19 protein-coding genes are annotated in these 18,840 nt (G+C 63.9%); 7 read left to right on the top strand and 12 right to left on the bottom strand.

Annotation, left to right across the window (positions count from 1 at the left end; genetic code table 11):
- Nucleotides 1-35 precede the first annotated feature (35 nt).
- The 3 genes from cpaB to C1A35_RS00090 form a co-directional block, all read right to left on the bottom strand.
- A complete protein-coding gene (gene cpaB / locus C1A35_RS00100) occupies nucleotides 36-845 on the bottom strand; it encodes a Flp pilus assembly protein CpaB (RefSeq protein WP_104662368.1) in 810 nt (269 codons plus the stop codon).
- 122 nt (nucleotides 846-967) lie between these two features.
- Entirely contained in the window at nucleotides 968-1,480 is a 513-nt protein-coding gene (locus C1A35_RS00095; protein WP_104662367.1) for an A24 family peptidase, read from the bottom strand.
- Nucleotides 1,481-1,580: 100 nt separating this feature from the next.
- Nucleotides 1,581-1,766, bottom strand: coding sequence for a Flp family type IVb pilin (locus tag C1A35_RS00090; protein ID WP_104662366.1), 186 nt, complete (start codon nucleotides 1,764-1,766; stop codon nucleotides 1,581-1,583).
- Between the two features lie 258 nt (nucleotides 1,767-2,024).
- On the opposite strand from C1A35_RS00090, the gene C1A35_RS00085 reads away from it, so the two are divergent.
- From C1A35_RS00085 to C1A35_RS00055, 7 genes are all read left to right on the top strand, one after another.
- Nucleotides 2,025-2,438: a pilus assembly protein N-terminal domain-containing protein gene (locus C1A35_RS00085; protein WP_104662365.1), complete on the top strand. Its 414-nt coding sequence runs from the start codon at nucleotides 2,025-2,027 to the stop codon at nucleotides 2,436-2,438.
- Nucleotides 2,439-2,572: 134 nt separating this feature from the next.
- A complete protein-coding gene (locus C1A35_RS00080; protein WP_104662880.1) occupies nucleotides 2,573-3,181 on the top strand; it encodes a TadE/TadG family type IV pilus assembly protein in 609 nt (202 codons plus the stop codon).
- A 31-nt stretch (nucleotides 3,182-3,212) separates the two neighbouring features.
- Nucleotides 3,213-3,779 carry a TadE/TadG family type IV pilus assembly protein gene (locus C1A35_RS00075; RefSeq protein WP_104662879.1) on the top strand — a complete coding sequence of 189 codons (567 nt, stop codon included), beginning with the start codon at nucleotides 3,213-3,215 and terminating at the stop codon, nucleotides 3,777-3,779.
- Nucleotides 3,780-3,916: 137 nt separating this feature from the next.
- Entirely contained in the window at nucleotides 3,917-5,137 is a 1,221-nt protein-coding gene (locus C1A35_RS00070) for a phosphopentomutase (RefSeq protein ID WP_104662364.1), read from the top strand.
- Nucleotides 5,134-6,102 carry an adenosine deaminase gene (locus tag C1A35_RS00065; protein WP_104662363.1) on the top strand — a complete coding sequence of 323 codons (969 nt, stop codon included), beginning with the start codon at nucleotides 5,134-5,136 and terminating at the stop codon, nucleotides 6,100-6,102. Before C1A35_RS00070 ends, C1A35_RS00065 begins: the two co-directional genes overlap by 4 nt.
- Before the next feature lie 123 nt (nucleotides 6,103-6,225).
- Entirely contained in the window at nucleotides 6,226-6,855 is a 630-nt protein-coding gene (upp, locus tag C1A35_RS00060) for a uracil phosphoribosyltransferase (protein ID WP_104662362.1), read from the top strand.
- 128 nt (nucleotides 6,856-6,983) lie between these two features.
- Nucleotides 6,984-7,511 (top strand): TIGR02281 family clan AA aspartic protease, encoded by a 528-nt coding sequence (locus C1A35_RS00055; protein WP_104662361.1) that lies wholly within the window; start codon nucleotides 6,984-6,986, stop codon nucleotides 7,509-7,511.
- Here C1A35_RS00055 and deoA read toward each other — a convergent pair.
- The 9 genes from deoA to C1A35_RS00010 all read right to left on the bottom strand — a co-directional run bounded on the left by deoA (nucleotide 7,504) and on the right by C1A35_RS00010 (nucleotide 18,429).
- Nucleotides 7,504-8,820 (bottom strand): thymidine phosphorylase, encoded by a 1,317-nt coding sequence (deoA, locus tag C1A35_RS00050; RefSeq protein ID WP_104662360.1) that lies wholly within the window; start codon nucleotides 8,818-8,820, stop codon nucleotides 7,504-7,506. The genes C1A35_RS00055 and deoA overlap by 8 nt on opposite strands.
- Complete coding sequence (locus C1A35_RS00045) at nucleotides 8,817-9,623, bottom strand: purine-nucleoside phosphorylase (RefSeq protein WP_104662359.1); 807 nt, start codon at nucleotides 9,621-9,623, stop codon at nucleotides 8,817-8,819. The genes deoA and C1A35_RS00045 overlap by 4 nt, the downstream gene beginning before the upstream one ends.
- Entirely contained in the window at nucleotides 9,620-10,012 is a 393-nt protein-coding gene (locus C1A35_RS00040) for a cytidine deaminase (protein ID WP_043622805.1), read from the bottom strand. Before C1A35_RS00040 ends, C1A35_RS00045 begins: the two co-directional genes overlap by 4 nt.
- Before the next feature lie 4 nt (nucleotides 10,013-10,016).
- A complete protein-coding gene (locus C1A35_RS00035) occupies nucleotides 10,017-10,988 on the bottom strand; it encodes an ABC transporter permease (RefSeq protein ID WP_077962891.1) in 972 nt (323 codons plus the stop codon).
- A gap of 4 nt (nucleotides 10,989-10,992) precedes the next feature.
- Nucleotides 10,993-12,126, bottom strand: coding sequence for an ABC transporter permease (locus tag C1A35_RS00030; RefSeq protein ID WP_104662357.1), 1,134 nt, complete (start codon nucleotides 12,124-12,126; stop codon nucleotides 10,993-10,995).
- Nucleotides 12,123-13,658: an ABC transporter ATP-binding protein gene (locus tag C1A35_RS00025; protein WP_104662356.1), complete on the bottom strand. Its 1,536-nt coding sequence runs from the start codon at nucleotides 13,656-13,658 to the stop codon at nucleotides 12,123-12,125. The genes C1A35_RS00030 and C1A35_RS00025 overlap by 4 nt, the downstream gene beginning before the upstream one ends.
- A 245-nt stretch (nucleotides 13,659-13,903) precedes the next feature.
- The gene (locus C1A35_RS00020; protein ID WP_104662355.1) at nucleotides 13,904-16,225 is read right to left on the bottom strand and encodes a heavy metal translocating P-type ATPase; all 2,322 of its coding nucleotides are present in this window, start codon (nucleotides 16,223-16,225) and stop codon (nucleotides 13,904-13,906) included.
- A gap of 94 nt (nucleotides 16,226-16,319) precedes the next feature.
- The gene (locus C1A35_RS00015) at nucleotides 16,320-17,738 is read right to left on the bottom strand and encodes a coniferyl aldehyde dehydrogenase (RefSeq protein WP_234822687.1); all 1,419 of its coding nucleotides are present in this window, start codon (nucleotides 17,736-17,738) and stop codon (nucleotides 16,320-16,322) included.
- Complete coding sequence (locus C1A35_RS00010) at nucleotides 17,722-18,429, bottom strand: lysoplasmalogenase (protein WP_104662353.1); 708 nt, start codon at nucleotides 18,427-18,429, stop codon at nucleotides 17,722-17,724. The genes C1A35_RS00015 and C1A35_RS00010 overlap by 17 nt, the downstream gene beginning before the upstream one ends.
- Nucleotides 18,430-18,840 lie beyond the last annotated feature (411 nt).

Here is an 18,840-nt window from a genome sequence, read left to right as displayed (position 1 = left end):
ATGCCCCGTTCTACCCTGGTTCCCGCTCGTGTTTCTTACTGCTGTGTCTGGCCGACCGAGCCATCGCTGTTGACGATGGAACCGGACTTGATGACCTGAATGCTCGGTTGACCGTCGCCGCTCAGCAGATAGTCCGCGGCGTCCGTGTCGGGCTCCTGCGCGTCGGCGACGCTTCTGAGCGCCAGCGATATGCGTTCCGCCATCTGCTGCGCGACCGTCATCACCTTCGACTGGTCGGGCGTAAGCTCCAGCGTGGCCGTGGTTCCGACCACCGCCTTCGTGCCGTCATCCTTCTCCTCGACCTGCTGGTCGATCGCGAGCACGCGCACATTGCTGAGCACGGTTTCGGTCAGATAGAGCTCGCCGCCGCCCTTGCGCACCATGATCACGTCGACACGGTCGTTCGGCAGGATGAAACCGCCGGCACCGGTGGCGACGGTGATTTCGGTCGCCACCGCACGCTTGCCCGCCGGCAGCAGCGACGACATGATGCGGCTGGAACTGTCTGCGACCTTTTCGCGCCGCACCGGTTCGCCGTTGAAGATCGGCAGGCGCACGACTGCGCCGCTCAGATCGTCGATCGCCGACGGCTGGCTTTCTTCGGTGATGACGCCATCGACCACCCCGTCCTTCGGCCATGCCATCCAGTGGATGGCATCACCGCCCAATCGCGACCCGACGGGCAGGCTCTTGCTGGCGACAAGCACGTTGACGGTGGGGGCGCGCTCAAGGACCGGTTCAGCCAGCCGCGGCGCAGGGGCGCGCGTCAGCTTCATCGCCAAAAGACCGGCCATCGCAGCCGAGAGAACGGCCACTGCCAGTATGATGATGCGAACCGGTTTCATGATTGTTTCCGAGCCCCGAAAGAATGCCAGGCTCAGATTGATCAGGAATTGGTGTAATTATGGTTAACGGATTACTTATGAGGGCGGTTAACGAAAGCTGACCGGCGGCGCGCAAGAGCCTCTCAAGTCAGCCGCGCAAAGGCCGCTTCCACGAGCGGCGACGAGGGGTAGGCAGCAAAGCCGCCAAGCGCGATCGCTATCCCGTAGGGAATTTTCTTGGCCGTCAGCAGCAGGTGCGGGAAGGGAATGCCGCTCGCGAGAATCGTGTTCTCCTGTCGGCGCAGCAAAAGGACCGCAAGCGTCAGCAGGCCGCCAAAGATCGAGACGTAGAGCAGAAAGGCCGTCAACGACGGCGTCAGGCCGAACCAGAGGGCGCTGGCCGTCAGCAGCTTCGCATCGCCGCCGCCCATAACGTTGGCAGCAAACAGGACAAAGCATACGGCAAAGACGAGTGCGGCAGCGGCCAGGTGCAGGCCGATCTCGGCAAAGCCCAGTCCCGCCATCGGCGCGACGAGAACGAAGGCGCCCAGCAGGATCGCGGAGACACGATTGGGGATCGTCATCGTCAGCAGGTCGGAAAACGCTGCAAACCCCAGGCAAAAGGGGAAAATCACAAAGATCGCAGCCTCGGTCATGATCCCCGCCTCCGAGGTGACACACGCAACCTTCGTTGCGCGTCAGGAGTCCAGATAGCGGTGGAGCCGCCTTTGAAGCGGCTCCACCTCAGGGTCTTGCTTACGGAATGGCGTCCGTCTTCGTCTGGATCGTGTCACCAATGGTGTCGAATGCATCGTTCAGCGCGTTGCCGAGGGTGCTGGCACCAGCGATCAGGGCAACCGAGATGAGGGCTGCGATCAGGCCGTATTCGATGGCGGTCGCGCCGGACTCGTCCTTCATCAGACGGGCAAAAATCTTCTTCATGATGATTCTCCTACTTCACGTTTGTTGTTCAGCACTTCCGCCAACTGTTGCCGTTGATCGGATGAACCTCAAACTAGTCCTGGCGCATTGCCATCGACTTAAGGAAGGCGGTTACCTGAAGGTTAACGAGACGTCCCTGATTTTTGGGTAAACGAACAGAAAACGGCGAAGCCTACGCAAAGCCTCGACATGACCGACTTAACGGTTCATTCACCAAGACCGGTGAGTATGGCGTGACCACCATCTCAGGGACCCGCCATGACCACGCCATCCGCGGCCGGCCGCGCCGCCATATTCGCATTCGCGATCGCCGCCCTCGTCCCATCGGCCGCAGCTGCCGCCGAAAGCGACATGATGCGCGTGTATATGGATCACGCGCGCGTGTTGAAGCTCGATCGGCCGATCAGCAAGGTCATCATCGGCAACGCCGAGGTGGCGGACGCAACGGTCGCGGATGCGCGTACGATCGTCATTACCGGCCGCAACTTCGGAACGACCAATCTGGTGATCCTCGATCAGGATGGCAACGCCATGGTCGACGAACGAATCCTGGTATCGATCGACGAGGGCAACACCGTGCGCGTCTACAAACAGACGTCCCGCACCGTTCTTTCCTGCACGCCAAATTGCGAGCGGCACGCGGATCGCAAAACCGCAGGTAGCACCAATTGATTTTTATGGGTCCAAAGCCCGTGATTCGTTAAAATGCGCATGACCCCTGAGAACGAAATATCAACGGTTGCCTCATAATGTGCCGCCCGTCTGGCGTAACATGATGGGACGGTGCAATGAACATCGAGCAGGGCATGGGGTTGCCGAGCGAGGCGGCCGAAAACAGGCGAAAAGGCATTTTCAGTCGCTTCCTTCGCAACCGCAAGGGCACGACGAGCATCGAGTTCGCCATCCTCGCACTCCCCTTTTTCGTGGTGATCTTCGCCTCGCTTGAAACCTTTGCCGCCTTCTACGGCGACCAGTTGCTGGCGAACGCGACGGAGACGATGGCGCGCAAGGTCCGCACCGGCCAGATTACCTTCCAGCAGGGTAAACCGACCGATATGAGCGAGACCGAGTTCCGTCAGGCATTTTGCGACGAGATCTCGGTTCTGATGAAGTGCTCGGCCACCGAAGCCGGCCAGCCCTCGCGGTTCTTCCTGGACGTCAAGGCGGTCAACGACCTCAGCAAGTTTCCCGTGCTGATCCCCCGGAGGACCGATTCGAACGACATCGACACGACCGGCTTCAAGTTTGCCCCGGGCGGCCCCGGATCCTTCAACATGCTTCGCGCCTATTATCGCTGGAGCGTGTACACGGACCTCGTCCGACCGTTCATCACCAACCTGCGGCCCGCCGGTTCAAGCATGCCGAAGGACTATCTCATGGTGGCGACTGCCACCTTCCGAAACGAGAGCGAGTGAGGCGCCCGTGAAGCCGTATTCCGCGTTAGAAATCCTGCGCCTCAAGCCGATCACCAATACCCTTGGCGCGCTGCGGCGCGACCGAAGCGGCGTCGGCGCGGTCGAATTCGCAATCGTCGCCCCGCTGCTGGTGGTGGCTTATCTCACCGCGTTCGAGTTCTCGGTCGGGTTTACCGTTGCCGGCAAGACCGCGCGCGCCGCAAGTGCGACCGCCGACGTCGTCGCGCAACAGACGGAGGTGAACAAGGCCTTCCTCGCCAACATGTCGAACATCGCCAAGAGCATCCTGGCGCCCTACGAAAATGCCAACTACACGCTGAAGATCACCGGCATCGAGGTCACGAACAGCAATGAGGGCACGATCCGGTGGTCACGCGATCAAAGCGGCGGCACGCCCTACACCGCCAACACGAAGGTTTCCCTGCCCGGTCAGTTCGCGGTCGGCCAGTCCTTTGTCATTCGCACCGAACTGACCGTGCCGCACGAGCTTCTGATCTATGCGTCGGGCCTTCAGGCCACGGCGAAAACCATCGACATCTCCAAGACGGCCTACTTCCACGCACGCCTTGCCCAGCCGATAAAATGCACGGATTGCTGATCGGACAGTCGTCCGACGCAATTGCATTGAGCACCGAGCGGCGCTATCCCTTCGAGATTGCGCCGGCCCCCTAGAAGGGCGCCGGCGCCTTCACGAAGTTTCGGGCCGCGACCACCGCGCCCGCTGTCAGGTGCATCATGGCGCGTGCATTTCTATTCGTTCTCGATTCCTTCGGCATAGGCGGAGCGCCGGACGCCGAAGCCTTCGGCGATCTCGGGGCCAACACGCTCGGCCATATCGCCGAGGCCTGCGCCGCGGGCGCGGCCGATCGGGCAGGTTTGCGCGAAGGTCCGCTCAGCCTGCCGAACATGTCGGCGCTCGGGCTCATGCATGCGGCCAGGCTTGCGACCGGTGGCATTCCCCAGGGCATGCCGGTGCCCAATCGCGTCTACGGCGCCTATGGCGCTGCGAGCGAAGTGTCGCGCGGCAAGGACACGCCCTCTGGTCATTGGGAAATCGCCGGAACCCCCGTCATGTTCGACTGGGGCTACTTCTCCGCCGAAGGCGACGCCTTTCCGCCGGAGCTGGTCGAAGCGATCTGCCGCGAGGCCGACATTCCCGGCATCCTCGGCAATTGCCATGCATCCGGCACCGACATCATCGCGCGCCACGGCGAAGAGCATATGCGCAGCGGCAAGCCGATCTGCTACACTTCCTCGGACTCGGTCTTCCAGATCGCCGCGCACGAGCAGAGCTTCGGCCTCGACCGCCTGCTCGAGCTTTGCCAGATCGTCCGCCGCCTTCTCGACGACTACAACATCGGCCGCGTCATCGCCCGCCCCTTCGTCGGCACGGGCCCGCAGACCTTTGTGCGCACCGGCAACCGGCGCGACTTTTCCGTGCTGCCGCCGGAGCCGACGGTCCTCGACCGGTTGTCGGAGGCGGGGCGCACGGTTCACGCCATCGGCAAGATCGGCGACATCTTCGCCCATCAGGGCGTGACGAAGCTGACCAAGGCCGATGGCAACATGGCTCTGTTCGACGCAAGTCTTGCCGCCATCGACGAGGCCGAGGACGGCAGTCTGGTCTTCACCAATTTCGTCGATTTCGACATGCTCTACGGCCATCGCCGCGACGTTGCCGGCTATGCGGCGGCGCTCGAGGCCTTCGACGCGCGCCTTCCGGATCTCGACCGCCGCCTGCAGACGGGCGACATCGTCATCCTGACGGCCGACCACGGCTGCGACCCGACCTGGCGCGGCACCGACCACACGCGCGAGCGCGTCCCGGTGCTGATGTTCGGGCCGTCGCTGCGCAGCCGCTCGCTCGGCGTCGCCAACACCTTCACGCATATCGGCGAAACCGTCGCCAAGCATCTCGGCATCGCGCCGGGCCAGCATGGGAGAAGCCTCATTTGATCGCACATCTGAAGAAGGCGGAACTGCATTGCCATATCGAGGGCGCGACGCCGCCCGAACTGGCTTTGGCTCAGGCCGAAAAATACGGCATCGACACGAGCGCGATCATCCGCGACAAGGCCTACGTCTGGGAAGACTTCACCAGCTTCGTGAAGTGCTACGATGCCATCGCCTCGCTGTTTCGCACCCAGGAAGACTACGCGCTGCTGGCCGAAGCCTATCTGACGGAACTTGCCGAAGCCGGCACGATCTACAGCGAAATCATCGTTTCGCCCGATCACGGCAACACGATCGGCCTTGGCGCCCACGCCTATCTGGAAGGGCTTGCGGCCGGCATGGAGGCCGCAAGCCAGAAGACCGGGATCGAATCGCGCATGCTGATCACGGGCATCCGCCATCTCGGCCCGGAATCGGTCATCAAGACCGCCGAGTTCGCCGCCAAGCGCGAACACAAGCTCGTCACCGGCTTCAACCTTGCCGGCGAGGAACGCATGCACAAGGTCGCCGACTTCGCCCGCGCCTTCGACATCGTGCGCGACGCCGGCCTCGGGCTGACGATCCATGCGGGCGAACTCTCCGGCGCCTTCAGCGTACGCGACGCGCTCGACCACGTGCGCCCTTCGCGCATCAGCCACGGTGTGCGGGCGATCGAAGACGCGGATCTGGTGCGGCGTCTGGCCGACGCCGGTGTGGTGCTCGAGGTCTGCCCGGGCTCCAACATCTCGCTGCAGGTCTTCCCGGATTTCGCCTCGCATCCGCTCCGCGCGTTGCACGAAGCGGGCGTGCGCGTAACGCTCAACTCCGACGATCCGCCGTTCTTCCATACGTCGTTGGCACAGGAATACGACATCGCATCGGCGGTGATGGGTTTCAGCGACGAGGAGATCAACGGCATGACCCGGACCGCGATCGAAGCCGCCTTCGTCGACGAGGCGACGCGCCAGCGGCTGCTCGCGCGGATCTAGGGCCGCAGCCGCGGATCCGCAATTGCCGGCTGGGGATGACGGTCTGCGGCCGGCCAACACCCTTGCGGCGACGGCGCATTCCATGGAAAAAGGACGGATACAAAAAATCCGGAAAGGTGAGCCATGAACGGCGTTACAGTGATCGATCATCCGCTTGTGCAGCACAAGCTGACCATCATGCGCAAGAAGGAGACCTCGACCGCGGGTTTCCGCCGGCTTCTCCGGGAAATTTCGACGCTGCTCTGCTACGAGGTGACGCGCGATCTCGAATTGACGATGGAGCGCATCGAAACGCCGCTGCAGGAAATCGAGTCGCCGATCCTCGAAGGCAAGAAGCTCGTCTTCGCCTCGATCCTGCGTGCCGGCAACGGGCTGCTCGAAGGCATGCTCGAACTCGTGCCCTCGGCCCGCGTTTCGCACATCGGCGTCTATCGCGACCATGAGACGCTGGAAGCGGTCGAATATTACTTCAAGGCACCGGAAAGCCTATCGGAGCGCCTGATCATCGTCGTCGATCCGATGCTTGCCACCGGCAATTCCTCGATCGCGGCGATCGACAAGCTGAAGGAGCGCGGCGCCAAGAACATCCGCTTCCTCTGCCTGCTTGCCGCCCCCGAAGGCATCCGCAACTTCCAGGGCGCCCACCCGGACGTGCCGATCTTCACCGCTTCGATCGACAGCCATCTGAACGAACTCGGCTACATCATGCCGGGCCTCGGCGATGCCGGCGACCGCATGTACGGCACGAAGTGATTTCCTGATCCTTAACCAGGATCGCAAGTCGATGAAAAAACCGCCGGAACCCGGCGGTTTTTTCATGCCGTCTTAGGCGTCATCCGCTCTACTCGCGCGAGCATGCGTTCGATCGAGAGGTGGTGTCGATGCTCGCCCGTCTACTGACATTGGCCGGCGCTGCGGCGGTCGCGGCAATGGTTGTCCCCAATCTTGCCACCAGCTTCCTGTCCCAGGCAGACAACGGAAAGGCAGCAAAAGAACTTGCAGCCTCGCCAGCGAGCACCGCAAAATATGCGATGGGACGCAGCGTCGTGCTCGGCGCGGACGCGAGAGGCCACTTCTTCGGAACCTTCCGCATCAACGGGCGAACCGAGCGCGGACTGGTCGATACCGGCGCCAGTGCGATCGCCATCAACCTTTCGACCGCGCGGCGGCTCGGGATTTCTCCGGGTGCGCTCGACTTTACGGCGGCGCGCGTCAACACCGCCAACGGCGTCGTCGAAGCAGCTCCGGCCACGCTCAGCCGCATTGAGATCGGCGGCATATCGGTGCGGGACGTGCAGGCGCTGGTGCTCCCGGACAAGGCGCTTTCCGGTACGCTGATCGGCATGACTTTCCTCAACCGATTGTCGTCCTTCCGCGTCGAGGACGGCGCCCTGCACCTCGTCAGGTGATCTTCGCCAGGATCGGCGATCTTTTCTCCGGTTCGACGTCGTCGATCGTATAGAGCTCCAACAGGCGCCGTCGGGCCGCTTCCGCGGCATCCTGGTCGGCGGCGTGAACGAAGGCGATCAGGTCACCCTTCTCGACCCGTGTTCCGAGCGGCTTCAGCGCGTCGAAACCGACACGGTGGTCGATCCTGTCGTCCGGATGCGAGCGCCCGCCGCCGAGCGCGATGACAGCCACGCCCAGTTCCCGCGTCTGGCAGGCGACAAGATAACCGGACTGTCCGGCTTCGACCGGCAGGATGACCGGCGCGCGGCCGAGATAGGCGACCGAGCGCTCGACGAAATCGGCTGGGCCGCCCAGCGCATGCACCATCTTTCCGAAGCGTTCGAGCGCCTCGCCGCTGCCGAGCGCTTTTCGCGCCATGGCTTCTGCCTGTTCGGCATTGCCGGCGACGCCGCCCGCCACCAGCATTTCGGCGGCAAAGGCGAGCACGACCGCTTCAAGCCGCGTTCCCTGCTTCTCGCCCCGAAGGAACGCCAGGCAGTTGTCGATTTCCAGCGCATTGCCGGCGGCATCGGCCAGCGGCTCGTTCATGTCGGTCAGAAGTGCGGAGGTGCGAACGCCGGCGCCGTTGGCGACATCGACCAGCGAGCGCGCCAGGATCTCGGCTTCGCGCGCGTCGCTCATGAAGGAACCGTTGCCGAGCTTGACGTCGAGCACCAGCGACTGGAGACCGGCGGCAAGCTTCTTCGACAGGATCGAGGCCGTGATCAGCGGCACGGAATCGACGGTCGCGGTGACGTCGCGGATCGCATAGAGGCGCTTGTCGGCGGGCGCGAGATTGGCCGTCTGGCCGATGATGGCGCAACCGACCTCGTCGACCGTCTTGCGGAACACCGCCGCCGACGGCTGGATATCATAGCCGGGTATCGATTCGAGCTTGTCGAGCGTGCCGCCCGTATGTCCGAGGCCACGCCCCGATATCATTGGCACCGCAAGACCGCAGGCGGCAGCGATCGGCGCCAGCATCAGCGAGACGTTGTCGCCGACGCCACCGGTCGAATGCTTGTCTGCGATCGGGCGTGAGATGCCGCTCCAGTCCAGCGTTTCGCCACTATCACGCATCGCAAGCGTCAACGCCACGGTCTCCTCGCGGCTCATGCCGGAGAACCAGACCGCCATGGCGAAGGCGGCGACCTGCCCTTCGGAGATCGAGCCTTCCGACAGGCCGCGGATGAAATCCGCGATCTCGGCCGGGGCGAGCCGTTCGCCGTTGCGCTTGCGCCTGATCGTTTCCTGCGGAAGCATCGTCACCCGCGCACCGCGTCGGCTGCGATCATGTCGGCGAGGATCGCGGCGAGCCGCTTGCCGCCGATCGGCGCCATGTCCTTCGTCTCGTGATGGCTGATCTCGCCACCGGTCATGCCGGCGCCGAAATTGGTGATCACCGAGGCGGCGACGACCCGGAGGCCGAAGAAGCGCGCGAGGATGACCTCCGGAACGGTGGACATCCCGACGGCGTCGGCGCCGAGGATGCGCGCCATGCGGATTTCCGCCGGCGTTTCGAAGCTCGGGCCGGAAAACCACATGTAGACGCCGGCGAGAAGCGGAATGCCGAGGCGCTCGGCGCTCTCCTGCATTCTCGCGGCGTGTTCGGCATCATAGGCATTGGTCATGCCGACGAAGCGATCATCGCTCTCCACCCCGATCAGCGGGTTGAAGCCCGAATAGTTGATATGGTCGGAAATCCGCATCACCGATCCCGGTGGCAGATCCTCCCGCAACGATCCGGCGGAGTTGGTCAGCACCAGGCATTCGATGCCAAGCGCCTTCAACGTCTCCAGCGGCAGGCGCATCGCATTGGCATCACCCTGCTCGTAGTAGTGCACCCGACCGGAAAGCATGACAACAGGCACGCCCGAGAGCGTTCCGGCCACGAGTTCGCCGGCATGGCCGGAGACGCTGCTGACCGGGAAGCCGGGGATGTCGGCATAGGAGAGGCGTAGCGTCTCGTCCAGGGCCTCGACAAGCGAGCCGAGCCCGGAGCCGAGCACGATGCCGTAGCGCGGAGAAAGGCCGCCGAGCCGGGCCTTCAGCAGTTCAGCAGCCGCGGTCATCCCAGAATCTCGGTCTCGAAGCTGTGTGGCAGCAGGTCCGAAAGAGCCAGCGTCTTCTTCACGCCGGTCTCGTCGCACAGGAAGATGCGCGTGCTGGCGCCGGAAAATTCCGCCAGCCGCTGGCGGCAGCCGCCGCAGGGCGGGCACAGCGCCAGCTTCTCGGCAATCACGGCCACTTCCAGGATCTTGCGCTGGCCGGCCATCACCATATGGCTGATCGCGGTGGTCTCTGCGCACCAGCCCTCGGGGAAGGACAGGTTCTCGATGTTGGCGCCGGTATAGATCTTGCCGTCCTCGGCGCGGATCGCCGCGCCGACCGGAAACTTCGAGTAGGGCGCATGCGCCTTGGCCATGGCGTCACGCGCGGCTTCGAACAGTTCCTTTTCCATGGTTCTAGCGCTCCTTGACATAGGGGACGCCGCCGGCCTTCGGCGGGATGGCCTTGCCGATGAAGCCGGCAAGCAGGATCACGGTGAGGATATAGGGCAGCGCCTGCATCAGCTGCACCGGCACCTGGCCGATCAGCGGCAGCGGATTGCCCTGCAGACGGATGGCCAGCGCGTCGAGGAAGCCGAAGAGCAGGCAGGCGAGCATGATGTTGAACGGTCGCCACTTGGCGAAGATCAGTGCGGCCAGTGCGATATAGCCCTTGCCGGCGGTCATGCCCTTGACGAAGCCGGCGGTCATCGCCAGCGACAGATAGGCGCCGGCAAAGCCGCAGAGAATGCCGCAGCAGATGACGGCGCGATAGCGCATCCAGATCACCGAGATGCCGGCGGTGTCGACCGCGCCCGGGTTTTCGCCGACCGCGCGAAGCCGCAGGCCGAACCGGGTGCGGTAGAGGATCCACCAGCTGATCGGAACCATGGCGAAAGCGACATAGGTCAGGATGAAGTGTCCCGAGAGCAGGTCCGAATAGATCGGGCCAAGGATCGGGATTTCCCGGATGCTGTCGGCATAGGGGAAGGTGATCGTCTGGAAGCGTGCGCCTTCGCCGAGCGCCGGCGTGCGGCCGCCCTGGCGGAACCAGGCTTCACCGAGGATGACGGTCGAGCCGGCGACGATGAAGTTGATCGCGACACCCGAGACGATCTGGTTGCCGCGCTGGGTGATGGAGGCATAGCCGTGCACCAGCGACAGCGCGATCGAAATCAGGATGGCGGCAAGCAGCCCCATCCAGACGGACTGGGTGACCGCGGCGACGGCGCCGGCGGCAAAGGCCGCGCCAAGCATCTTGCCTTCGAGACCGATGTCGAAGATGCCGGCGCGCTCGGTGAACAGCCCTGCCAGCGCTGCGAAGATCAGCGGGACGGACACGCGGATGGTGGACTCAAGGAGCACCACGAGGACGTGGAAGAAATCCATGGCTTCAAGCTCCCTTGGTCTGTGCCACGACGGCCGAACGGCGGCTCTGCATCGCGAACAGCCGGGCGATCGCCGGCCGGAACATGTTTTCGAGCGCACCGGCAAAGAGAATGACCAGGCCCTGGATGATGACGATCATGTCGCGCGAGATCGACGGCATTTCGAAGGAGATCTCGGCGCCGCCCTGATAGAGCATGCCGAAGAGAACCGCAGCCGGGATGATGCCGGCCGGATGCGAGCGGCCCATCAGCGCCACCGCGATGCCGACGAAGCCGGCACCTTGCACGAAATCGAGCTGCATGCGCCCCTGTTCGCCCATGATCGGGTTGAGCGCCATCATGCCGGCGAGCGCACCTGAGATCATCATGGTGATGACGGTGATGCGGCTCTCGCTCATGCCGGCGTAGCGCGCGGCCGAAGGGCTGTGGCCCATGGTGCGCATTTCATAGCCGAGCTTGGTGCGCCAGATCAGCAGCCAGACGCAGAAGGCAGCGACCAGCGCCAAAAGGAACGAGACGTTGAACGGCGCCGTGCCGATATCGAGCCCGAAGATCGCGAGCAGCCAGTCGAGTTTCGGCAACTGTCCGCCTTCGGCGAACGTGCGGGTCTGCGGCGACATGGAGCCGAGCGGCTTCAGGACGCGCGTCAGCAGGTAGACCATCAGGCTCGAGGCGATGAAGTTGAACATGATCGTCGTGATGACGATATGGCTGCCGCGCTTGGCCTGCAGCCAGCCGGGCAGGAAGGCCCAGGCGGCGCCGAAGAAGGCGGAGCCGAGGATGGCAAGCGGGAACACCACGAACCACGGCATCGTCTGGTCGAGCCAGAGGCACGCGAGTGCCACGCCGATGCCGCCGACATAGGCCTGGCCTTCGCCGCCGATGTTGAAGAGGCCGGCATGGAAGGCGACCGCGACGGCAAGGCCGGTGAAGATGAAGGTGGTGGCGTAGTAAAGGGTGAAGCCGAGATACTCGCCGCGGCCGAAGGCGCCGTTGATCAGATGATAGGCCGCTTCCAGCGGGTTTTCACCGACGAGCAGCACGACGAGACCGGCAACGAGGAAGGCGACCGCGAGGTTGACCAGGGGGATGAGGCCATATTCGGCCCAGCCCGGAAGCTTGGCATAGGGGGTGCTCATTCTGCGGCCTCCTTGCGGCCTTCAACGCCGGCCATCAGCAGGCCGAGTTCGCCTTCTGTCGCGTCCGGGCCACGTTCACCGACGACACGACCGGCGAACATGACCAGGATACGGTCCGACAGGGCGCGGATTTCATCGAGTTCGACGGAGACCAAAAGAACAGCCATGCCCTGGTCGCGCATCTCGATGATCCGTCTATGGATGAATTCGATGGCGCCGACATCGACGCCGCGCGTCGGCTGACCGATGATCAGGACATCGGGCCCGCGCTCCATTTCACGCGCCAGCACGATCTTCTGCTGGTTGCCGCCGGAAAAGTTGGCAGTCTTCAGCCGCGGATTCGGCGGGCGGATGTCGTATTCGGCGATACGTTTCTCGGCATCCTTGCGGATCGCATCGACGTTCAGGAACACGCCGTTGAGGTAGCGCTTGTCGTGATGGTAGCCGAGGATCGCGTTTTCGCATTCCTCGAACTTCAAGACGAGCCCGACGTGATGGCGGTCTTCCGGCACGTGCGCGAGGCCGCGATTGCGCAGGTCGGATGGATCGGCCCGTCCGGTGACCTCGATCGGCTTGCCGTTCAGATGCACGGAACCCGAGACGGCGCGGCGAATGCCAGAAATCGCTTCGAGCAGCTCCGACTGGCCGTTACCGGCAACACCGGCGATGCCGACGATCTCGCCCGCCTTCAGATTGAAGGAGACGTTGTCGACCATGGTGACGCCGCGGCCGTCCTTGACCGTCAGTCCCTCGACCGCAAGTTTCACCTCACCGGGCCTGGCCTCGCCCTTTTCGACACGCAGCAGCACGCGACGACCGACCATCAGCTCGGCGAGTTCCTCGACCGAGGTCTCGGCCGTCGTGCGCGTCGCCACCATCTCGCCGCGGCGCATGACCGAAACCTCGTCGGTGATCGCCATGATCTCGCGCAGCTTGTGGGTGATGAGGATGACGGTCTTGCCCTGGCTCTTCAGCTGTTCGAGCACGCGGAAGAGGTGATCGGCCTCCGCCGGGGTCAACACGCCGGTCGGCTCGTCCAGGATCAGGATATCGGCGCGGCGATAGAGCGCCTTCAGGATCTCGACCCGCTGCTGCAGACCGACGGGCAGTTCCTCGATGACGGCATCCGGATCGACTTCCAGCGCGTATTCGCGCTCCAGCCGCTTCAACTCGACGCGCGCCTTGGCGATGCCCTTGTTGAGGATCTGGCTGTCCTCGGCGCCGAGCATGATGTTTTCGAGCACGGTGAAATTCTCGACCAGCATGAAGTGCTGGTGGACCATGCCGATACCGGCGGCGATCGCGGCATTCGGATCGCGGATCGAAACCGCCTTGCCGTCGACGAGGATTTCACCGCTATCGGCCTGATAGAAGCCGTAGAGGATCGACATCAGGGTCGATTTTCCCGCACCGTTTTCGCCAATGATGCCGTGGATCGTCCCTTTGCGGACCTTTAGATTAATGTTCTTGTTGGCGTGGACCGGACCGAAACTCTTGTCGATCCCACGCAGCTCGATGGCAATATTGTCCATATTGGCCTTGCGATCCCCAAACTGGCCCGCTTCGGCATTCTTCCCAGAAACCGTGCCGGCGATTTTTTTACCATTTGGTCTAAGTTTATCATCGATTTTTCGGGGCGAAAGCCCTCAACCGTGATCTCCTTATACTCTCATCAGATCGCTGGTGAGAGTCCAGCGTGAATATACACAGGCACTTGGACGCGAAAAGCCGGCGACAACGGGTGCCGCCGGCTCTCGTTTTTGGAGATCGGGGTCGCTCAGGCGGCGCGCACAGGGCGAAGCAGCCTGAGCGCGTTCATCGTGACCAGCACGGTGGCGCCGGTGTCGGCGAGGATCGCCGGCCAAAGGCCGGTGACGCCAATGATCGTCGTCACCAGGAAGACCGCCTTCAGGCCGAGCGCGATGGTGATGTTCTGAACGATGTTGCGCATGGTCGAGCGGGAGAGCCGGATCATCGCCGCCACATCGCCCACCCGGCCATGCAACACGGCCGCATCCGCCGTTTCCAGCGCCACGTCCGTGCCGCCGCCCATGGCGATGCCGATGTCGGCAGCCGCCAGCGCCGGCGCATCGTTGATGCCGTCACCGATCTTGGCGACGGTGAAGCCTTCCGCCTTCAGTTCGCGCACGATGCGCTGCTTGTCTTCGGGCAGGAGTTCGGCGCGGACCTCCATGCCGAACTGGCGGCCGATCGCTTCGGCCGTGCGACGGTTGTCGCCCGTCAGCATGACGACGCGCAGCCCGGCATCGGTCAACGCCTTCACACCGGCGGCCGCATCCGGTCGCGGTTCGTCGCGCATGGCGATGGCGCCGGCGATCACACCGCCCGCCACCAGCACCGAAACCGTCTTGCCTTCATCGTTGAGGGCAGCAACGCGCGCCTTTTCGTCCGGCGACATCGCCACCCGCTCGCCAGCGGCCTTGGGAGAACCGAAGAACAGTGCAACACCCTCGACGGTGCCTTCGAGCCCCTTACCGCCGACCGCATTCACGGTCGCGATATTGGGGATCGCGACGCCATCGGCCGTACTGCGCTCGAGGATGGCCCTGGCAAGCGGATGGCTGGAGCCCTGCTCCAGCGCTGCCGCCAGACGCAAGACCTCGCTCTCCGTCCGGCCGAAGCCGACGATGTCGGTCACCTTCGGCTTGCCTTCGGTCAGCGTTCCGGTCTTGTCGAAGGCGGCGGCCGTGACCTTGCCGACATTTTCGAGCACGGCGCCGCCCTTCATCAGCAACCCGCGGCGGGCACCCGCCGAAAGGCTGGCGGCGATCGCGGCGGGCGTCGAAATCACGAGCGCGCAGGGGCAACCGATCAGGAGGATGGCGAGCCCCTTGTAGATCCACGCATCCCAGGAGCCGCCCCAAAACAGCGGCGGCAACACGGCAACCAGCGCCGCAACGACGACGACGCCAGGCGTGTAGTAGCGCGAGAAGCGGTCGATGAAGCGCTCGGTCGGTGCCTTACTTTCCTGTGCTTCCTCCACCATGCGAACGATGCGCGCGATGGTGTTGTCGGCAGCCGCGGCCGTGACCCGCACGCGCAGCGCGCCGGAGCCGTTGACGGTGCCTGCGACCACCGCGTCGTCGGCTTCCTTGCGCACCGGCGTGCTCTCGCCGGTCACCGGCGCTTCGTCGACGGCGCTCTCGCCGGAGAGAATGACGCCATCGGCGGGGATCCGGTCGCCGGGACGCACGAGAATGACGGCGCCGACGCGAAGCGTTTCGGCCGGAACCTCATCCAGCCGGCCATCGCGCTCGACAAAGGCGGACTTCGGAACGAGCGCCGTCAGCGACTGGATGCTGGCGCGCGCCTTTCCGGCGGCCACGCCTTCCAACAACTCGCCGATCAGGAACAGAAGAACGACCATGGCCGCCTCTTCCGTCGCACCGATGAAGACTGCGCCGATGGCGGCGATCGTCATCAGCATCTCGATCGAAAACGGCGTGCCCATGGTGGCGGCGGCAAAAGCCCGGCGCGCAATCGGCAGCAGACCGACGAGCATGGCGAGGGTAAAGATCCAGGGCTCGGTCGCCGGGATCGTCTTGCCGACGGCATAGGCGGCGATCAGCGCCAGGCCACTGGCAATCGTCAGCTTGCCCTTGCCCGACTTCCACCAGGGGCCAGTGGTCGGGCCGTGGTCGTGGCCGTGGAGGCCCATCGCCGCCGCGTGCTCGCCCTTCTGGCCAGCCTTGCCCTCGTGATGATGGGCGTGGTCGCCGTGTCGATGATCATGATCATGGTCGTGGTGATGGCCGTGACTGCCGTGATCATGGTCATGGTCATGGTCATGATCATGATCATGATCGTGCCCGGAGCAGACATGCGCCGTTTTCCGTTCCGCCGCCTGGCCGGCGTTGATCGGATGCAACCGATAGCCGAGCTTGCCAACCTTCATCACAATGGAGGTCGCAAGATCGTTCTCGTCGGCAAACTTGACCGACATGGTGCCCGCCGAAACCGAAACCGACACGTCCTCGACGCCCGAAAGCCTGCGCACCGCCGTATCGATCTTGGACGCACAGGACGCGCAATCCATGCCTTCGACGCGATAACGGGCTTCCCGAATAGTGCTCGCCATAACCTGCTCCTTGCAAATTCTGAAGCAAGGCTACGACCTCTAGCAACTAGAGCTACAAGGCCAAATTGCTGCCCGAATGCGGATTTTCGGCGAATTATCGCGACAGGAAGCGGACGACCCAGTCGGCAATGCCGCGATAGGGCGGTTTCACCCGGTCGCTCGGCGCCGGGTCGAGCTTTCTCAAGACCGGCATCGCCTTGGAGAAGGTCAGGAAGCCGTCGCGTCCGTGATAGTGGCCCATGCCGCTGGCACCGACGCCGCCGAAGGGCAGGTCGTTGCAACCAAACTGGTAAAGCGTGTCGTTGACGCAGACCCCGCCGGCGACGACACGGGACAACACGGCCTCGATTTCGGCTTTGTCGCGACTGAAACAGTAGAGCGCCAGCGGACGGTCGCGGTCGAGCACATAGGCGATGGCCGTATTGATCGACGTATAGCCGATCACCGGCAGGATCGGCCCGAAAATCTCCTCGCCCATGACGGCGCTGTCGCGGTCCGGATTGACGATAAGCGTCGGCGGCAGCACGCGCAGACGCGCCACGGTCCCCTCTGTCCCTTCGAAAAGCGGGATCACCCTATGGCCGCGCGCCGCCGCGTCGGCAATCAGCCGCTTCAGGCGCTCGTACTGGCCGTCGTTGATGATCGATGTGTAGTCGTCGAGGCCGCGCTTCGAACGATAACGGGCGGCGATCTCCCGTTTCAGCAAGTCGACGAAGGCGTCGCGCCTGCCTTCAGGGATCAGCACATAATCGGGCGCGATGCAGGTCTGGCCGGCATTGAAGAACTTGCCGGTTGCGATGCGCGCGGCGGCCTTGGCAAGGTCCGCGGCTTGGCCAACGATCGCCGGCGATTTGCCGCCGAGCTCCAGCGTGACAGGCGTCAGGTTCTCTGCGGCGGCCGCCATCACCTTGCGCCCGACGGCGGTCGAGCCGGTGAAGAAGAGGTGATCGAAAGGCAGCGCCGAGAAGGCAGCCGAAAGCTCGGCCGTCCCGAGCGCGACCGCAACCCTCGTCTCGGGAAAGACTTCGGCGAGCAGCGAGCGGAGGAATTCCGCAGTGCGCGGCGTGTGTTCGGACGGCTTCAGGTACACGTGGTTGCCGGCGGCGATCGCCGCCACCAAGGGAGCAAGCGCCAGGTTGACCGGATAGTTCCACGGCGAAATGATGCCGACGACGCCGAGCGGCACGAAGCGCACTTCCGCCGTCGCCGGCCACAGCTTCCAGCCGGCCTTGCGTCGTTCCGGCCGGACCCAGTGTTTGAGCTTTGCCAGCGTGTGGTCGATTTCCGAGAGCACGACGCCGCCTTCGCCAAGCAACGTCTCGTGCCGCGCCCGATGGCCGAAGTCCCGATCGATCGCCTGGCACATCTCCTCCATGCGGGCGCGCAGGCGATCCCTGAGCCGGCTCAGGTCCGCACGGCGCTGCTCGACGGACGGCCGATTGTCGCGCCAGTCCGCACGCAGGCGGTCGAAGGTGGCGTGAAGTTCTGAAGGGTTGTCAGCGGATACGGTCATCGGTCGAGCGGGCAAAGAGCCATTGGGCGGCATAATAGGTGCCAAGCACCCAGAGCGCGTTGAAAGGGATCGCGAAGCGGAAACGACCATAGGCGAGGATGCTGTCGCTGATCATGAAGAGCAGGCCGCCATAGGCGGCGAAGCGCGCAGCCGTCGCCTCAGGCGTTCCCGAAAGTTGCCGGGCGCGAGAAATCGCCTGCGCCGCCATGGCGCCGAGCGCCAGGGCGTAGATGATGACGGGAATGCGCATAGCCTCCGGAAGCGAGGTCCAGAGCCCACCGACAACGGCGAGCGCCATGAGGGCAAAGGCTGCGAAGATGCCTTTGCTTTCGGCAAATTTGGCATCGCGGGTGAGTGCATAGATATAGGCGCAATGGGTCAGCAGGAAACAAACGAGGCCCGCGAGGAAATAATCCCCCGGCAGCATGAGGAAGACGTCGCCGGCCGCCGCAAAGACGAGACCGATCGCGACCGCCCAGGCATAGGCGCTGGATCTCTGGGAGAGAGTTCGCAACACCACAACGAGAAGCAACAGGGTCGCAGTCGGTTTCGTCAGGTAATGCATCCAGCGCCAGTGGGAATCGTCCGAGGTCGCAAGCAGGCTGCCAAGGACGGCGAGGCCGGCACAAGCGAAGAACAGCGCGTGGACCGGTCGATTTCGTTGACCGTCCAAGGTTGCCTGATAACTCATGCCGCGCCACTCCCCCCGCCCTGTCCGGGCCGCGTTTCGGTTCCGGTCACGGCGATAGTTTCTATTTTTGCGCGATTGTCCAGCGCAGCGCGCGGCATCAAGGACGGCTGTACCCCGGTACGGTATCTGGCCCTTCGGATTATGGGGTGACGTTTGTGCCGCCGCTGGCGGGGCGCTTTCCGGCTGGCGCCCTGCCCTGCCCCTGCCGCTGCCGCTACCCTGGCGTTGCGCGGTTTACGGCTGACGTCTCCGGCTTTTGGGTTGTTCTGGTTTATGTTTTGTGTTGTTTGAACGTCAAAAGCCCGCCGGATTTCTCTCGGCGGGCTTTTTTTTGATTTGGTTGCGGGGGCAGGATTTGAACCTGCGGCCTTCAGGTTATGAGCCTGACGAGCTACCGGGCTGCTCCACCCC

The sequence above is a fragment of the Ensifer adhaerens genome (genome assembly GCF_002940685.1).
In the GTDB taxonomy this organism is placed as follows: domain Bacteria; phylum Pseudomonadota; class Alphaproteobacteria; order Rhizobiales; family Rhizobiaceae; genus Ensifer; species Ensifer adhaerens_E.
This window is presented reverse-complemented; position numbering and strand designations above follow the sequence as displayed.